The sequence below is a fragment of the Limosilactobacillus fastidiosus genome, assembly GCF_014145505.1.
GTDB lineage: Bacteria > Bacillota > Bacilli > Lactobacillales > Lactobacillaceae > Limosilactobacillus > Limosilactobacillus fastidiosus.
This window is the reverse complement of sequence record NZ_JACIUZ010000011.1, coordinates 69,893-86,710: the sequence shown is the minus strand read 5'-3', so window position 1 is coordinate 86,710 and position 16,818 is coordinate 69,893. Positions and strand designations below refer to the sequence as shown.

General features: G+C 38.9%; 17 protein-coding genes. 16 read left to right on the top strand and 1 reads right to left on the bottom strand.

All coding sequences use genetic code 11. The features are described from left to right. The first annotated feature begins 90 nt into the window (after positions 1-90). The 12 genes from H5R64_RS00680 to holA all read left to right on the top strand — a co-directional run bounded on the left by H5R64_RS00680 (position 91) and on the right by holA (position 11,506). On the top strand, positions 91-387 hold the full coding sequence (locus H5R64_RS00680) for a UPF0223 family protein (RefSeq protein WP_182582525.1): 297 nt from the start codon (positions 91-93) through the stop codon (positions 385-387). Further along, positions 377-1,162 carry an inositol monophosphatase family protein gene (locus H5R64_RS00675; protein WP_182582522.1) on the top strand — a complete coding sequence of 262 codons (786 nt, stop codon included), beginning with the start codon at positions 377-379 and terminating at the stop codon, positions 1,160-1,162. The genes H5R64_RS00680 and H5R64_RS00675 overlap by 11 nt, the downstream gene beginning before the upstream one ends. A gap of 107 nt (positions 1,163-1,269) precedes the next feature. Then, positions 1,270-3,114 carry a translational GTPase TypA gene (gene typA, locus H5R64_RS00670; protein WP_182579940.1) on the top strand — a complete coding sequence of 615 codons (1,845 nt, stop codon included), beginning with the start codon at positions 1,270-1,272 and terminating at the stop codon, positions 3,112-3,114. A gap of 116 nt (positions 3,115-3,230) precedes the next feature. Continuing rightward, positions 3,231-4,439 carry an FtsW/RodA/SpoVE family cell cycle protein gene (locus H5R64_RS00665; RefSeq protein WP_407657557.1) on the top strand — a complete coding sequence of 403 codons (1,209 nt, stop codon included), beginning with the start codon at positions 3,231-3,233 and terminating at the stop codon, positions 4,437-4,439. Next, on the top strand, positions 4,432-4,716 hold the full coding sequence (locus H5R64_RS00660; protein ID WP_182579939.1) for a DUF2129 domain-containing protein: 285 nt from the start codon (positions 4,432-4,434) through the stop codon (positions 4,714-4,716). The genes H5R64_RS00665 and H5R64_RS00660 overlap by 8 nt, the downstream gene beginning before the upstream one ends. Beyond that, positions 4,713-5,270 (top strand): 16S rRNA (guanine(966)-N(2))-methyltransferase RsmD, encoded by a 558-nt coding sequence (gene rsmD / locus H5R64_RS00655; RefSeq protein WP_182579938.1) that lies wholly within the window; start codon positions 4,713-4,715, stop codon positions 5,268-5,270. The genes H5R64_RS00660 and rsmD overlap by 4 nt, the downstream gene beginning before the upstream one ends. Before the next feature lie 5 nt (positions 5,271-5,275). Further along, complete coding sequence (gene coaD / locus H5R64_RS00650) at positions 5,276-5,797, top strand: pantetheine-phosphate adenylyltransferase (protein WP_182579937.1); 522 nt, start codon at positions 5,276-5,278, stop codon at positions 5,795-5,797. Then, positions 5,781-6,830 (top strand): SepM family pheromone-processing serine protease, encoded by a 1,050-nt coding sequence (locus H5R64_RS00645; RefSeq protein WP_182582520.1) that lies wholly within the window; start codon positions 5,781-5,783, stop codon positions 6,828-6,830. The genes coaD and H5R64_RS00645 overlap by 17 nt, the downstream gene beginning before the upstream one ends. A 223-nt stretch (positions 6,831-7,053) precedes the next feature. Further along, positions 7,054-7,698 (top strand): helix-hairpin-helix domain-containing protein, encoded by a 645-nt coding sequence (locus H5R64_RS00640; protein WP_182582518.1) that lies wholly within the window; start codon positions 7,054-7,056, stop codon positions 7,696-7,698. Between the two features lie 63 nt (positions 7,699-7,761). Beyond that, entirely contained in the window at positions 7,762-8,247 is a 486-nt protein-coding gene (locus tag H5R64_RS00635; RefSeq protein ID WP_182579934.1) for a ComE operon protein 2, read from the top strand. A gap of 206 nt (positions 8,248-8,453) precedes the next feature. Then, positions 8,454-10,517, top strand: coding sequence for a DNA internalization-related competence protein ComEC/Rec2 (locus H5R64_RS00630; RefSeq protein WP_231797885.1), 2,064 nt, complete (start codon positions 8,454-8,456; stop codon positions 10,515-10,517). Continuing rightward, entirely contained in the window at positions 10,487-11,506 is a 1,020-nt protein-coding gene (holA, locus tag H5R64_RS00625) for a DNA polymerase III subunit delta (protein WP_182582514.1), read from the top strand. The genes H5R64_RS00630 and holA overlap by 31 nt, the downstream gene beginning before the upstream one ends. Positions 11,507-11,626: 120 nt before the next feature. Here holA and rpsT read toward each other — a convergent pair whose 3' ends face one another. Further along, positions 11,627-11,881, bottom strand: coding sequence for a 30S ribosomal protein S20 (rpsT, locus tag H5R64_RS00620; RefSeq protein ID WP_003716879.1), 255 nt, complete (start codon positions 11,879-11,881; stop codon positions 11,627-11,629). A gap of 242 nt (positions 11,882-12,123) precedes the next feature. Between rpsT and rpsO the strand changes: the two genes are divergently transcribed. The 4 genes from rpsO to tuf all read left to right on the top strand — a co-directional run bounded on the left by rpsO (position 12,124) and on the right by tuf (position 16,702). Next, positions 12,124-12,393, top strand: a complete 270-nt coding sequence (rpsO, locus tag H5R64_RS00615; protein ID WP_040531070.1) for a 30S ribosomal protein S15 — start codon at positions 12,124-12,126, stop codon at positions 12,391-12,393. A gap of 165 nt (positions 12,394-12,558) precedes the next feature. Continuing rightward, on the top strand, positions 12,559-14,358 hold the full coding sequence (locus tag H5R64_RS00610) for a ribonuclease J (protein ID WP_182579932.1): 1,800 nt from the start codon (positions 12,559-12,561) through the stop codon (positions 14,356-14,358). A gap of 73 nt (positions 14,359-14,431) precedes the next feature. Continuing rightward, a complete protein-coding gene (locus H5R64_RS00605; RefSeq protein WP_182582512.1) occupies positions 14,432-15,325 on the top strand; it encodes a hypothetical protein in 894 nt (297 codons plus the stop codon). A 186-nt stretch (positions 15,326-15,511) separates the two neighbouring features. Beyond that, on the top strand, positions 15,512-16,702 hold the full coding sequence (gene tuf, locus H5R64_RS00600; RefSeq protein WP_182579930.1) for an elongation factor Tu: 1,191 nt from the start codon (positions 15,512-15,514) through the stop codon (positions 16,700-16,702). Positions 16,703-16,818 lie beyond the last annotated feature (116 nt).

Genomic DNA, 16,818 nt, shown 5'->3' with positions numbered 1-16,818 from the left:
CACGCTATCATTAAGGTAGCGTGTTTTGTGGGTTTAAAGCTAAAATAAGATATGTGGTAAATTATGATCGACGAAAAGGGTGTGATAAAAATGACTGTAAAACAAAATAACTATTCCTATCCAATTGATCCGGATTGGACAAATAAAGAAATTAGTGAAGTAGTTGGAATGTTTCGTATCGTTGAGGACGCCTACGAAGTGGGTGTTAATCGTCAGACCGTGATTGAACAGTATAAAAAGTTTAAGCAGGTCGCAAATTCGAAAGCATACGAAAAACAACTGGGAAAGCGTTTTGAAGATGTGTCGGGTTATTCATTATATAAAGTTATGCAAATGACAAAGAAGAACCAGGCTGGGGAGATAGGAGTAAATGGAGATGTCAAATAATAAAGAGTTAGAAGAATTTGACCGTAAAGTACAGAATCTTTTGTGGTTAGTCAGCGACCAGACGATTAAACGAATGAATGCTCCACTGGTAGTTGATACCAAATCTTCTAGTGATGATTTAGTGACTAATGTTGATCAGCAAAATGAACGACTGATGAGAAGCCAACTTATGAATATCGATCCATCAGCACGCATTGTTGGTGAAGAAGAGAGTTTTCGGCACCAACTTGATCAAAATTTGAGTGGCAATATTTGGATAATTGATCCGATTGATGGGACACTAAATTTTGTTAAGCAACGAGATCATTTTGCAATTATGTTAGCTCTATATTGTGATGGACAACCAACACTGGGCTATATTATGGACGTAATGAATAAGCATTTATACCATGCTTGGCGAGGGCATGGAGCATATGTGGATAATAAACGGCTGGCAAAACCGGTCGATGCGCATCTTGATGAAAGTCTCATTGCGATTAATGGTTGGCAGTTAATGAAAAATAATTTTCAACAGCAGGAAATTGCAAGGAGAGCCGCTGGATTAAGAATGTACGGAAGTGCAGGAATAGAAATTGTTCATGTCCTAAAAGGTCAACTTGGTGGGTATACATCAAGGTTAAAGCCGTGGGACATTGCTGCTGGAAGGGTAATTGCAGAAGAACTTGGTTTGATAGTGAAAACAATTGACGACCAGCCGATTAATGTGCTATCATCAAACACTGTATTAGTAGCAACGAAAAAAGTTTGTCAGGATATTTGGCAAATTACTAAATAGTTGTCGAAGCTGTGACTAATTTGTCGCAGTTTTTTTATGAAATCACTCGCGGGACAGTGTATACTGAACTTGTTAGAGTAGAGTTAAGATGAAAGGAAGATCGAATCTTGAAATCTCGTGACGACATTCGGAACATTGCGATTATTGCCCACGTTGACCACGGTAAGACTACCTTAGTTAACGAAATGTTGAAACAATCAGACACCTTGCCAGAGCACTTCTCAATTGAAGATCGGGCAATGGATACTAACGCTATTGAACGTGAACGTGGTATTACCATCTTGTCTAAGAATACTGCTGTTAAGTATGGTAAGTACCAAATCAATATCCTTGATACCCCAGGACACGCGGACTTCGGTGGTGAAGTTGAACGGGTTATGAAGATGGTTGATGGTGTTCTTCTAGTTGTTGATGCTTTTGAAGGGACAATGCCGCAAACACGGTTTGTTTTAAAGAAGGCTCTTGAACAACACTTAACACCAATTGTAGTTATTAACAAGGTTGACCGTAAGGGTGCACGTCCTGAAGAAGTTGTTGATGAAGTCCTTGACCTCTTTATTGAATTGGGGGCTGATGAAGATCAACTTGACTTCCCTGTTGTTTATACTTCGGCTATGAACGGTACTTCAAGTTATGACTCTGATATTTCTACCCAAGAACATACCATGAAGCCATTATTTGATACTATTGTTAAGACTATTCCAGCACCAGTTGATAATTCTGATGAACCTCTTCAATTCCAAGTGGCAATCTTGGATTACAATGACTTTGTTGGTCGGATTGGTATTGGTCGTGTCTTCCGTGGTAAGATCAAGGTCGGCGATAACGTTACTTTATTGAAGCTTGATGGCTCTAAGAAGAACTTCCGGGTTACTAAACTTTTTGGTTTCTTCGGTCTAAAGCGGTTGGAAATTAAGGAAGCCGAAGCCGGCGATTTGATTGCTGTTTCAGGAATGGAAGACATTAATGTTGGTGAAACTGTTGCTGATTCACAACATCCAGAAGCCATTACACCATTGCGGATTGATCCACCTACATTGCGGATGACTTTCCGGACTAATGATTCACCATTTGCTGGTCGTGAAGGTAAGTTTGTTACTGCCCGTCAACTTGAAGATCGTTTAAAGCGTGAAACACAAACCGATGTATCATTAAAGGTTGAAGATACTGATGATCCAGGTGCCTGGACAGTTTCTGGTCGTGGTGAATTACACCTTTCAATTTTGATCGAAACTTTGCGGCGTGAAGGATACGAATTATCAGTTTCACGTCCGGAAGTTATCTATCGTGAAATTGATGGGGTAATGTGTGAACCATACGAAGAAGTTCAAATTGATACGCCTGATGAATACACAGGTTCAGTGATTGATAGTCTTTCCAAGCGGAAGGGTGAAATGAAGAACATGGAACCAGGAGACAATGGTCAAACCCGCTTGATCTTCTTGGCACCTTCACGTGGATTGATTGGTTACTCAACTGAATTCATGACAATGACTCGTGGTTACGGAATTATGAGCCATACTTTTGAAAAGTACGCTCCGGTTATTAAGAACTGGAACCCTGGTCGTCAAAAGGGTACTCTTGTTTCGATGAATGCTGGTAAAGCTACCACCTATGCCATGATGGGAATTGAAAGTCGGGGACAATTATTAATTGATCCAGGTACAGAAGTTTACGAAGGAATGATCGTTGGGGAAAACAGCCGTGAAAATGATATTACGGTTAACATTACTAAGGGTAAGAACTTGACTAACGTTCGTGCAGCTGGTTCTGATGAAATGGCCCACATTAAGACTCCTACCCACTTCTCCCTTGAAGAATCCCTTGAATTCTTAAACGAAGATGAATACTGTGAAGTAACACCCGAAAATATTCGTTTGCGGAAGAAGATTTTGAATACTAACGCCCGTGAAAAGGATGCTAAGCGTCGTCGCGCTGCCTCACGGAAGTAAGTTAATAATATTATTTTAAAAATAGTTCTGAAGATGACTTCTTGCACCACCTTCAGGACTATTTTTGTTTTTGGTGTATAATAAAAGAGAATTTTTTCAATTAGGTGGGTGCAATAGTGAAAGTTAAGCATATTCGTAAAATTCATCTTTCTCAGGTTTGGAAAAACTTTCATTACTGGGATTATTATTTAATGGTGCCTTACTTAGTTCTTTGTATGATTGGCATTGTGATGGTATATTCTTCCAGTGCAGCAATTGAAATGCAGAACGGTGGATCGCCTACTGCGTACCTGATTAAACAAATAGTCTATGTCGTAATAGGGCTTGGTTGTTTGGTTTTTGGTGCTAATTATTCGTTAGAGCATTATCGAACGCCACGCTTTTTGCGTGATTCGACATTTGCTGTGGTAGGGATGCTTTTATTTGTTCTCGTGTTGAGTCATGCGGTAAATGGGGCAAAGGGTTGGATTAATCTTGGAGTTATTAATATTCAGCCAGTCGAAATTTGTAAGGTTTATTTCATTTTGTACTTATCAGATCGGATGGCACGAGTACGTGCGCGAAATACTCACTTTATTAGTTCGGGTGGGGGACCGTGGCTGGTGGTAGCTCTGTGCTTACTTCTGATAGCCCTTCAACCCGATATTGGTGGGATGGCTATTAATATTATGATCGTTGCGGTTCTCTTCTTAGCCTGTGATTTTCGCTGGAGTTTTGGGATTAGTGTTTTACTGTTTATTCCAATTATGGGTTATTTATTGATTGAAAAAGCCGTTGAAAATGGTTTGATTCACGGATATCGGATGGCACGGTTTGTTGCCTTTTTAAATCCATTTGGGAATGCTTCTGGTTCAGGAAGCCAGTTAGTTAATTCTTATTACGCTATTAGTAATGGGGGCGTTTTTGGCTCTGGTTTAGGTAATAGTGTTCAGAAAATGGGGTATCTTCCCGAACCCAATACTGACTTTATAATGTCGATTACGAGTGAGGAACTAGGCCTAGTTGGGGTTAGTGTAATCTTGATATTGTTAATGTTAATTATTTGTCGAATGATCCAGGTAGGCGTTCGTAGCAATTCAATGTATGAAATGCTATTATGTTATGGTTCAGCAACGTTCATCTTAATTGAAACATTTTTTAATATTGGTGGGGTTCTTGGTTTGCTGCCAATTACTGGTGTGACATTCCCCTTTATTAGTTATGGTGGTTCAAGTATGTTGATTCTTTCATTTACTGTTGGGTTGATCATGAATATTAGCATTCGTCAGAATAAGCGTAAAGTATTACGGAAAAGTGTTCGTCAAGGAGGGAAAGTCAGTGTTTAACTTAACTAAGCGACGGTCCCTGATCGTTTACTATAGTGGACATCGGGTATTACGTAATCTGCACCATTACGGACAATTGCGGTATACCTCAAAGCACTTTCACTATGCTGTTCTATATGTTAATCAGGATTCCTATGAGGACGTCAAAAAGCGGATTCAGCATCTTCGTTCAATTAAGCGAGTGGTTGACTCCGCCCGTCCTGATCTTGATCCAACATTAACCGATCTAGAACAAACTGGACTATATAAACAACATGATGAGGATGATTATAAATGAGAATTGTTGCTGGTGATTTCGGTGGGCGTCGACTAAGTGCTGTTCCTGGAATGGCAACTAGGCCAACAACCGATAAAGTGAAAGAAGCGTTGTTCAATATTATTGGTCCTTACTTTAATGGTGGGATTAGTCTCGATTTATATGGCGGTAGTGGTGGCCTTAGTATCGAAGGAATTTCTCGAGGGATTGAACATGCAGTTTTGGTTGATCGTGCTTATCCAGCAATTAAGACTATTAAGGGTAATATTGAGGTAACAAAACATCCTGAAAAATTTACTGTTTTAAAAATGGATTCACGGAAGGCCCTCACGATTCTCCAAAAACAGGGGAAAAAGTTTGACTTGATTTATCTTGATCCTCCCTATGCTAAACAGCAAATTGTTAAGGATATGGCTCGGTTGGCTGAACTTGGCCTTTTGAATGATAACGCGTTAGTGGTTGCAGAAACTAACCAAGAAGCAAATTTGCCAATTGACATTGATTCGTTTAGGTTTATAAAAAAACAAAGTTATGGTATTACAGTGTTAAATTTCTATCGATTTGAAAGAGGGTAAATAAGATGAAAGTTGCAGTATTTCCTGGAACATTTGATCCACTAACATTAGGTCATTTGGATTTGATTAAGCGAGGAAGCGCTCTGTTTGATCAATTAGCCGTTGCCGTAATGACAAACCAAAATAAGAAACCATTATTTACTGTGGAGGAGCGAGTTGAACAAATTAAGGAGGCTGTTTCTGGCTTAGATAATGTCTCGGTAATTACAACTGAGGGGCTAACTGTCGACTTGATGAATAGGATTGGTGCCGATTACTTGATGCGTGGCTTGAGAAATACCACTGATTTTCAATATGAACGAGATATCGCTGCAATGAATAACTTCTTAGATGATCAGTGTGAAACGGTTTTCTTCCTTGCAAAACCAGAATATCAGCACCTTTCTAGTAGTATCCTGAAGGAAGTAACCTCTTCTGGTGGTGACATTTCTGCTTACCTGCCGAAGAATATTAACGAAGCATTAAAACAACGAATTAAGGAAGAAAAATTAAAGCGGGTTAAGGAGCATAATGAAAAAACAAGATAAGATAATTATGCGGCGAATACTGATTACACTATTTGCCGTTTTATTTATTGGCTGGTTCTTATTTTGGCCGCTTAACAAGTATATTGAGAGTCCAGGGACTGCTGATAGTTTACGTTCTTACGTTAAAATTAAGGGACATCCTGATAGGCAGAAGGGGAGTTTTATGATTACCTCGGTTTACCTTCAACAAGCGCGTCCAATAACTTACCTTTGGGCTAAGATGACACCTTATAACACAATTGAAAATAAGCAAGATGTTACTGGTGGCCAAAGTAACGCCACTTTTAATAAGGTTCAAGATTTTTATATGCAAAGTGCGATTAATGAAGCGATTGCAAATGCCTATAAGGCTGCTCATCAAGAAGTAAGTAAACGCTATTTGGGAATTTATGTTCTTGAAGTTGAAAAAAATTCAAAATTCAAGAATGATATTAAGGTTGGTGACACGATTACAAAGGTGAATGGTCATCACTTCGATACTGCTCAAGGATTCCAGAAGTACATTGCTAAACGAAAAATTGGTACTCCGTTAACAGTTACCTACCTTCATGATGGGCATCAGCATACAGTTACTAAGCCTTTAGTAAAGATTGCTAGTTCTCGGGCAGGAATTGGGATTGTTTTGACTGATAATGTCAAAGTTCATACTAAGATTCCGATTAAGGTAAATCCTGGACAGCTTGGTGGACCTTCTGGTGGATTAATGTTTACTTTACAAATATATCAACAATTGACAGGTCATGACTTACGTCACGGTCGGAAGATTGCTGGGACAGGGACAATAAATCCGGATGGTTCTATTGGCGAAATTGGCGGGATTGATAAGAAAGTGATTGCTGCTCATAAGGCTGGCGCTAAAATTTTCTTTGCCCCGTATGTTAAACCATCAAAGTTACTCCTTAAATATGAAGAACAACATATGACAAATTACCAAATGGCAAAGAAAACAGCTGAGAAGGCTGCACCAGGGATGAAAGTTATTCCAGTATCATCGTTTACTGATGCAGTTAAGTATTTAGAGACCCATCCATAAATATGAAAAGAGAGTGAAGCAGAACTGGCTTGCTAGTTTGTTTTCGAACTACCGCAAGCACAAAGAGGGCTTTAGCGTTTGGATTTTTCCGAACGTTAAAGCCCTCTTTGCGTAGTGCGTTGTAGCATTTTTAATTATGTAAGGGAAATATAATTACATTCCTTTTTTGATTTATAAAGTGCAGAAGATACTTTTTTGCGTTCTTTATTAGTAGGAGGTTATTATGGAACGCTTAGAAGAAATCTGGCTTAATTATCGAAAGCAAATCATTATTGCAGTAGTTGCCTTGGTGGGCATTCTTATTGTTGGCGGAAAGCTCTGCCAACCTCAATCAAATAAGATTGAGGATCCCTTTACAACTACCAATAAAAAATCTTTATCGACTCAAAGAGAATTGCCGGTAAGAGGGAAAAAGGATGCTTGCGTTGATATTAAGGGAGCTGTTACTCATCCTGGGGTTTATCGTTTAGCGGGGGGATCGCGAGTGAATGAAGCTTTATCTGCAGCAGGTCGCGAAACACCAGATGCAGATATGAACCAAGTAAACTTGGCTAAACAGCTAGTGGATGCTCAGGTTATTTACATTCCGCGAAAAGGCGAGCAGGTTCCAACAACTTTAGCGGGCGGGATGGGTACTGCCTCAACGGTAAATAATGATATGAATAGTGGTAGTCAAGAAATTACTAACCTTAATACTGCAACGAAAGAACAACTCTGTAAAATTACAGGAATCGGTAATAAAAAGGCAGACTTGATTCTTCAATATCGGCAAGAACATGGTAATTTTAATTCTGTCGATGATTTAAAAAATATTAATGGTTTTGGCGAAAAAACTGTTGCTAAATTAAAGCCAATGTTGGCAGTCTAATTTTTAGTTTGATTTTAATTTTGTTATACTAGTCATCAAATGTATTTGGAAAGTGTGGATAGAATGAAAAAGAGAATTGATTGGGATCAGTATTTTATGATCCAGGCAGCTTTACTGGCCTCAAGGAGCACCTGTAATCGTTTATCTGTCGGTGCAGTTTTAGTTCGTGATAAACGGATAATTGCCGGTGGGTATAATGGTTCCGTTTCTGGTGATACTCACTGCATTGATGTTGGTTGCTACTTGCGTAATGACCATTGTGTACGAACAATTCATGCCGAAATGAATGCGATCTTGCAGTGCGCTAAATTTGGGATTTCTACTGATGGCGCGAGCCTGTATGTTACTGATTTTCCTTGTCTGCAATGTACAAAGAGCCTTCTGCAAGCTGGAATAAAAGAGATTAACTATATTCGTAATTACCATAATGACGAATATGCGAAGCAGTTAATTGAGTTAAAGAATATCAGCCTTAATCAAATTAAATTAGACGATAATATCCTTGAACAGGTTGCTCTGGATCAGTACATTCATCCAGAGCAAGAGTAACGATTTATAACCGGATTATTTTTCCAGCAATTACTGCTGGATTAGTAACGGTGATTATCCTTAACCATTATTATTGGCTGTTGCTTGTTCTTTGTTTGTGTTTATATCGAATTATTAGCTTGAGTGAGCGGCTAGTATTGATTGTGACTTGCTTGGCTATAGTTCTAATGTCTCTTCTATGTTTTTATGAATTACATAAGAGTACCGTGACAACTGTTAACCAACAAAGTGAGGTAAACGGTAAGGCATATACAGTCTTGCCCGACCAAGTAACAATCAAAGCAAACCTAATTAATGCTCAGGCAACAGATTGCCAAACTGGTGAGCGAGTAAGTTTGGTTTACTTTCCGCAAAGTGAGCGAGAAGCCCAAAAGATTTGTCAGTGCTCAAACACGATGAAATGGATGATTTCGGGTGATGAACGACCAATTGAACCGGCAACGAATTTTAATCAGTTTTATTCGCAACGTTATTATCACCAGTTTCATATCTATAATCAAGTAAGGTGTAAACAACTCCAAATTGAAATTGAACAAGAAGCAAATTTTTTTCAAAAATGCCACATTTTACGTGCTTGCTTGTATCACTATTTTGAATCTTTTCCCCACCCACTTGCCGGTTATTGTCAGCAGTTGATTCTGGGGATGAAAAATACGCAAACTGCAGAATTGATGAAAAATGTTAAGCGTTTGGGACTGTTACATTTATTTTGTATTTCGGGGATGCATGTAGTATTGCTGACTGATTGCTTAAGAAAAGTTTTGATCCGATTACACTTTAATCGTGAGGATATTGAATGGCTGCTGATGATTGTACTACCCTTTTATCTAATTATTGGTGGCGGCTCCGTTAGTTTGGTTCGAGCGATCATTATGGCTGAAATGGGATTGCTTCAACGGCTAACACGCCTAAGTTCGCTTGATGGTTGGGCAACCAGTCTTCTTGGTGGGTTGATAGTGGATCCTTGGCTCCTCTTAACGTTAGGTGGTCAGTTGAGCTATTTACTATCATTTGCATTGCAAGTTATTCCAGATAATATCCATGGCTTTCGTCAGTCATTATTGTTAAATTTAATCAGTTTACCGTCTATTTTGGCATTTGTTTATGAGGTGCATCTTTTAACGTTTATTTGTAGTTTTCTCATTATCCCTGTCTTTTCAACTTTTATTTTTCCAGCAGTAATTATTAGCGCACTTTTATTTCACTATTTACCTCTTTTTCCGTTATTAATTAATAATATTCTGAGGGGATTTGAGTGGCTGTTGGGTGAAATTAGTTACTGGCCAGGAATGATTAGTTTTGGTAAACCAACGACTGCTGTTACTTGGTTATTATTTTTTGCGACGCTATTTTTAATTGATCATTATCGAGTAAAGCCCCTGTTAGTTCTTGGTGGTTTATATCTACTTGTGTTTATGGGAATTCATGTTCCGTTATCTGGTGAGGTAACCTTTGTTGATATTGGTCAGGGAGATAGTGCGATTATTCGCTACCCGGTTAGTAATCGGGTAGAGATGATTGATACGGGTGGAAAACTACGGTTTGGTCGGCAGAGTGTGCGTTCCCAAAGTGATTATGCGATGAGAACGAGTGTTAATTATTTGAAAAGCTGTGGAATTAGCAAGATTGATACAATTTACCTTAGTCACCATGATGTGGACCATATTGGGTACCTAACAACAATTTTACAGAATTTTAAGGTGCAAAAAGTGGTGGTACCAAGTGGAATGGAGCGTCAAAGAACTTTACTTAAACTAGTGCCTACGGACAGTTTGCAGGTTCCACAGATAATACCGGTAAAAAATGATGACGTGATTTCAAAGTCAAAGCTCTACGTTCTTCATCCTTTTAATAAGGGAGAGGGGAATAATGAAGATTCGATGGTTTTAGCAGGTACTTTTGGTCAATTAAGTTTTATGTTTATGGGCGATCTTGATCGTCATGGGGAACGGGAAATAATTCGTAATTATCCAGAACTACGAGTAGATATCTTAAAGTTAGGCCATCACGGTAGTAAAACGTCAAGTGATCCTCGGTTTATAAAACAAGTAGCACCCCAAATTGGGATTATTTCTGCTGGTCGCCAAAATCGTTATGGTCATCCCAATCAGGAGACGTTACTTACTTTACATAAAAACAATATTAAGGCAATTTCGACTCAGCAATATGGAATGATCCGGTACCGTTATTCTAAGATTAATGGCCATTGGCAGACAAAATTAAAGGGAGATGAGTACAGGTGGATGTTACCACGCTTAAACAACAAATAACTAGTAAGACACCTGCGATGGTTTATTTTGCATTAGGAACACAACAAGTGCTTTTGCAACAGGTGCGGGAGATGTTTATTAATTTAATTCCTGAAGAAGAACGTGTGATGAACGTTGGTAGTTATGACATGGAAACTACGCCACTTGCCGTAGCACTTGATGATGCGATGGCAACCCCGTTTTTTGGTGAACGACGCTTGGTCTTGATTAATAAGCCATACTTCTTTACGGGGGAGAAGGGGCCCGCGAAAATTGATCACGATCTAGAATCCTTAAGTAATTATTTACAGCATCCCGAGCCTTCAACTATCTTAGTTTTCCTCGCACCGTATGAAAAACTAGACGGTCGTAAAAAAATTGTTAAAGAATTAAAAAAAGTGGCGGTAATGATTGATACTGCTCCTTTAGATGAAGTTCATGCTCGGCAACAGGTTCAAAATAGCTTGGCTGATGATGAGTATACGATTGATGACGAAGCGATTGATGAACTTGTCCAGCGAACTAATGCTGATTATGAATTAATGAATGCTAATTTAAACAAGTTGAAATTATTGACATACCAAGACCACCATATAACTAAACAAGCGGTTCAAAATCTGGTACCACAATCTCTCGATGAAAATGTATTTGATTTAGTTAATGCAGTCCTTCGGCATGATCAAACCCAGTCAATTGATTTATATGATCAGCTAATTGCGGGCCAACAACCGCCACTGAGAATTAACGCGGTCTTGATTAGTCAGTTCCGGTTATTGTTACAAATTAAAGTGTTAAGTTCGCATGGCCTGAGTCAGGGGAGTTTAGCACAAAAATTAAGGGTTCATCCTTACAGGGTAAAGTTAGGATTGCGAACTGTTCGGCAATTTAGTTTGCTTGCCTTACAGAATGCTTATTTAGGATTAATCAACATTGAAAAGGCGTTAAAGACAACCCAACGGGATCCCAGACTGTTATTCCAATTGTTTATGCTCCAATATAGCCAACAGTAAAATCAAAATATTGGTATTTAATTGAGATCGAAAAAAACTCCTGATGCTTTTAAAGCTCAGGAGTTTTTGAGTATTAAAAAATGAGAAGTAAGATATAAATCCTGCTTCTCATTTTATTAATTATTTAGCGTAACGTGCTGAAAGACGTGACTTATCACGAGCAGCCTTGTTAGCCTTGATAAGACCCTTTGAGTGGGCACGGTCAATTGCTGAGATAGCAGCCTTGTAAAGATCATCAAGGTTGTCTGCGCCAGCAAGCTTTGCCTTGTCAAACTTCTTGATAGCAGTACGCATTTTGCTTAATTGGGATGCGTTACGTGCTTCAGCCTTTTCGCTAGTACGAACACGTTCAATTGCTGATTTAATAATTGGCATGAGTTTCACCTCCGTTACCCAATATTCAGTTGACCAGAATTTTCAACATTTATCATTATACAAAAGACTGGTGCTCAATGCAATAGTAAAGAAGAATTTCGAATAATTGACTTGCATCTTGATGTAAAATTAGTTATATTGTTAAAGGTTTACTTAAACTATGCCTCTTCTCAGTTTTACGATCCTCACCGACGTAATACTTAGAACTTGGCGCATTAATAATTGAAAGGTGGGAAAATAGCATGGCTATTTCTAAAGAACGTAAGGATCAAATTATCAAGGAATTTGCAACTCATGAAGGTGACACTGGTTCTACCCAAGTACAAGTTGCTGTTTTAACTGCTGATATCAACGAATTAAACGACCACTTGCGTACACACAAGCATGATTACCACTCACAACGTGGTTTGATGAAGAAGATTGGTCACCGTCGTAACCTTTTGGCTTACTTACGTCGGACTGATTTGAACGCTTACCGTGACCTTATCCAAAAGTTGGGTCTTCGTCGGTAAGACATCAAGAAGGGCTAGGGATATATCCCTGGTCTTTTTCTTTTTAAAGTTTTGCTCCGCTTACTCTTATTCCAATTTTTACTGATTCTGTGGTAAAATATTATATAGTGATTTTGTACGATAAAATGCCTAATTAAGGTAAAACTAAACAAAGGAGCTCGCTAAATGAGTAGTATAAAAATGATTCCATTTGGTGGAGTACGCGAAAATGGAAAAAATATGTATGCGGTTGAGGTTGAAAATCAAATTTTCATTCTTGACGCTGGTCTAAAGTATCCCGAAAACGAATTAATGGGGATTGATGTGGTTATTCCTGACTGGGAATACCTTAAGAAGCGGAAAGACGATATTGTGGGTGTCTTCCTTACTCATGGTCATGCTGATGCAATTGGGGCATTGCCATACTTCTTAATGGACTTTAATGTTCCGGTCTTTGGTAGTGAAATGACAATTGCCCTTGCTAAGTTAGCGGTAAAGAACCATAAGGAAGTTAAGAAGTTTAACGACTTCCATGTGGTAGATGAATCAACTGCAATTGACTTCAATGATGTTACCGTTTCTTTCTTCTCTACAACTCATACGATTCCAGAAACTTTGGGAATTGTATTAGAAACACCCGAAGGTAATATTGTCTATACTGGTGACTTTAAGTTTGATCAGACTGCGAGTGCGGGGTACCAAACTGATCTGGCACGGTTAGCTGAAATCGGTTCTCAAGGAGTGTTAGCCCTGTTAAGCGATTCTGCTGGTGCTGGAATTACTGGTGCTTCAGCACGAGAAAAGGATATTGGTGAATATATTCTTGAGACTTTCAAATATCAAAAGGGTCGCATTATTGTTGCAAGTGTTGCTTCAAACATTATGCGTGTTCAACAGATTATTAATGCTGCAGTTAAGGTTGGTCGTAAATTAGTGCTTTCTGGTGAAGATATCGAGCAGATTATTGATACGGCAATGCAGTTAGGTAAGTTGAAGTTACCTAAGGATCTGTTAATTAGCATGGAAGAGGCTGATGAACTAGAACCAAACCAGGTTGTCATTTTAGAAACAGGGAAGATGGGTGAACCGATTAAGTCCCTTCAACAGATTGCTAATGGTGATAACCCTAAGCTTCGCCTCTCAGATAGTGATTTAGTTTTTGTTACAACTACTCCTTCATATGCACAGGAAACAGAAGTACAAAAGACTAAGGATATGATTTACCGTACTGGGGCAGAAGTTAAGTTTATCTCAGATGACCTTAATCCATCTGGTCACGCTAATCAAAATGATGAACAGTTGATGCTTAATTTTATGAAGCCAAAGTTCTTTATCCCCATTCAAGGTGAATATCGATTATTAGATCGACATGCTGAATTAGCTGAAGAAGTTGGAATTCCTGCGGAAAACATCTTTATTGTTAATAAGGGAGATATTTTAACTTATAAGAATGGTAAGTTTCATGTTGGCGAACATATTGATGTTGCTAATACTATGATTGATGGTACTGGAATTGGCGATATTGGTAATATCGTTTTACGGGATCGTCGTGTCTTATCAGAAGATGGGATCTTTGTAGTGGTGGCAACTATTGACCGGAAGAACAAAAAGATCGTTGCGCGTCCACAAATTACGTCTCGTGGCTTTGTTTTCGTTAAAACGAATCGGCAATTGATGAAGCAAAGTGCTGATCTGGTTGAAAAGGTTGTTCAAGATAATCTAGACCAAAAAGAGTTTGATTGGGGTCATTTAAAACAAGATGTGCGTGAAAAGTTAAACCGATTCTTGTTTGACCAAACTAAACGACACCCGGTAATTCTTCCGGTGATTATGGAAGTTAATCAACATTCACGAAAGAAGAACGGAACTCAAAAGACTGAAGAAAATAGTTCTAACCAACCAGAGAACAAGAAAAAGGTTAAGCGACATTCAAGTCATGGTCGGGGTCGTGGACGGAAGCACCAAGCTAACAAAAATAATGAATAGGTGAAACTTAAAATCAGGGAGTTGGGCATTAGTGGCTGGATTCCCTGATTTCTTAATTTAAAGGTGAAAAAGTATGAATTCTGAACAAATGAAACAATTCGAAAAAGCAAAACAACTTTCTATAGAAAATAAGTGGCGTGATGCTGCAGCAATTTTTCTTGACCTGCGCGACCAGGTGGATGATGAAAAAATAATAATGGGGGCAACCAAGGCACTTTATAATTCGAATCAGTTTAAGCTTGCCTACCAGGTTGCTGTCCAATCTGCACAGGTATTTGCGAACGATTTAGATTTTCTCGTGCAAGTTTGTTTGAAAGCCCAGCATTTTATTTCCACTCGAGCGCTGATTTTGCGTTATCCTGAAGAAGTTGTTAATAAGCTTCTCCCCCTAGTCCAAGAAACCGAGTCAAAGTATCGCCAAGAATTTAAAGCGACAGTTCAAAATCAGCTTCGTGCTTTTTACCATCTTGGCGACTACCCACTGGTAGAACAACAGAAACGACTATTAGCAGCTGACCAACTTCCACTAGCTGATTTTATAGTTGGTGCTAAATTCTTGCTTCGCGATCCATTTACCCAGCAACTGGTTAAGGCAGATATTTTAAATATTTTGCAACAGATTAAATGTCAAGAAAAAATCGCAATGCTCTGTATTGATGAAAAGGAACACCAGGTTATTCCGGCAAAATTACCAACGGCTTATCAAAATTCACTGATCATTGAGTGTCAAAAAATATTAAAAGCTCAACTGGAGCAAACTGATCCGCAGATTTTACGGGCCTTGTTAATCCAATTAGATCTCCAGTCTATTCTTCTGAATCCCCTGATAGATGAAGTAATTACTGATCCTAGTGAGTGGGTTAAGGTAATGTTAAAAAGAGCAACAACTGGTGAATATTCTAGTGAAAACAAGCATATTATTCATTGGCAAAAGAAATTAAACAAATTCATTGATAAATTACAATAAAAACATGATTTAAATTATTTACAAATCGGCAGATAGTTGATATTATGTTATAGAATTCTTCTTGAGAGCCATTTGATTAATCTTTTCATTGGCGAAAAGAAGTAGTACAATATCCATAAAGGTGTGTCAGTTGTTTTTCTGAAATGACTGGCATTATACTTGTAAATTCACAGGAGGTTTTCATTAATGGCTGAAAAAGAACATTATGAACGTACAAAGCCCCATGTAAACATTGGTACTATTGGCCACGTTGACCATGGGAAGACTACTTTAACTGCTGCTATCACTAAGGTATTATCAGAAAAGGGCTTGGCTAAGGCTGAAGACTACGCTGATATCGATGCAGCTCCAGAAGAAAAGGAACGTGGTATCACTATTAACACTGCCCACGTTGAATACGAAACTGAAAAGCGTCACTATGCTCACATTGACGCTCCAGGTCACGCGGACTACGTTAAGAACATGATCACTGGTGCTGCACAAATGGATGGTGCTATCCTTGTTGTTGCCGCAACTGATGGTCCTATGCCACAAACTCGTGAACACATTCTTCTTGCCCGTCAGGTTGGTGTTCAATACATCGTTGTATTCTTGAACAAGACTGACTTGGTTGACGATGATGAATTGGTTGACTTGGTTGAAATGGAAGTTCGTGACTTGCTTAGCGAATACGATTTCCCTGGTGACGATGTTCCAGTTGTTCGTGGTTCTGCTCTTAAGGCCCTTGAAGGTGACCCAGAACAAGAAAAGGTTATCCTTCACTTGATGGATGTTATTGATGACTACATTCCAACTCCAAAGCGTCCTACTGACAAGCCATTCATGATGCCTGTCGAAGACGTATTTACTATCACTGGTCGTGGTACTGTTGCTTCTGGTCGTATCGACCGTGGTACTGTTAAGGTCGGTGACGAAGTGGAAATCGTTGGTTTGACTGAAGATATCCTTAAGTCAACTGTTACTGGTTTGGAAATGTTCCACAAGACTCTTGATCTTGGTGAAGCTGGGGATAACGTTGGTGTATTGCTTCGTGGTATTTCACACGACCAAATCGAACGTGGTCAAGTTCTTGCTGAACCAGGTTCCATCCAAACTCACAAGAAGTTCAAGGGTGAAGTTTATGTTATGACCAAGGAAGAAGGGGGCCGTCACACTCCATTCTTCTCAAACTACCGTCCACAATTCTACTTCCACACAACTGATGTTACTGGTACTATTGAATTACCAGAAGGTGTAGAAATGGTTATGCCTGGTGATAACGTTACATTCACTGTTGAATTGCAAAAGCCAGTTGCCCTTGAAAAGGGTCTTAAGTTCACTATTCGTGAAGGTGGACACACTGTTGGTGCCGGTGTTGTATCCGACATCTTAGACTAATTTAATTATTAGTTTCAGTGAAAAAGGTTCGGATTTCCGGACCTTTTTCTTTTTTTAAATTTTAATCTGATCGAATCCTTGGATTAGTTGCAATTACTACCTACGTACGGTAAACT

What these genes read in the sequence shown, in the direction of transcription:
- tuf (WP_182579930.1), top strand. Translation starts at nt 15,512, where the DNA reads ATGGCTGAAAAAGAACATTATGAACGTACAAAGCCCCATGTAAACATT.
- coaD (WP_182579937.1), top strand. Translation starts at nt 5,276, where the DNA reads ATGAAAGTTGCAGTATTTCCTGGAACATTTGATCCACTAACATTAGGT.
- rpsT (WP_003716879.1), bottom strand. Translation starts at nt 11,881, where the DNA reads ATGCCAATTATTAAATCAGCAATTGAACGTGTTCGTACTAGCGAAAAG.
- H5R64_RS00640 (WP_182582518.1), top strand. Translation starts at nt 7,054, where the DNA reads ATGGAACGCTTAGAAGAAATCTGGCTTAATTATCGAAAGCAAATCATT.
- H5R64_RS00605 (WP_182582512.1), top strand. Translation starts at nt 14,432, where the DNA reads ATGAATTCTGAACAAATGAAACAATTCGAAAAAGCAAAACAACTTTCT.
- H5R64_RS00680 (WP_182582525.1), top strand. Translation starts at nt 91, where the DNA reads ATGACTGTAAAACAAAATAACTATTCCTATCCAATTGATCCGGATTGG.
- H5R64_RS00645 (WP_182582520.1), top strand. Translation starts at nt 5,781, where the DNA reads ATGAAAAAACAAGATAAGATAATTATGCGGCGAATACTGATTACACTA.
- rsmD (WP_182579938.1), top strand. Translation starts at nt 4,713, where the DNA reads ATGAGAATTGTTGCTGGTGATTTCGGTGGGCGTCGACTAAGTGCTGTT.
- H5R64_RS00635 (WP_182579934.1), top strand. Translation starts at nt 7,762, where the DNA reads ATGAAAAAGAGAATTGATTGGGATCAGTATTTTATGATCCAGGCAGCT.
- H5R64_RS00675 (WP_182582522.1), top strand. Translation starts at nt 377, where the DNA reads ATGTCAAATAATAAAGAGTTAGAAGAATTTGACCGTAAAGTACAGAAT.
- H5R64_RS00610 (WP_182579932.1), top strand. Translation starts at nt 12,559, where the DNA reads ATGAGTAGTATAAAAATGATTCCATTTGGTGGAGTACGCGAAAATGGA.
- rpsO (WP_040531070.1), top strand. Translation starts at nt 12,124, where the DNA reads ATGGCTATTTCTAAAGAACGTAAGGATCAAATTATCAAGGAATTTGCA.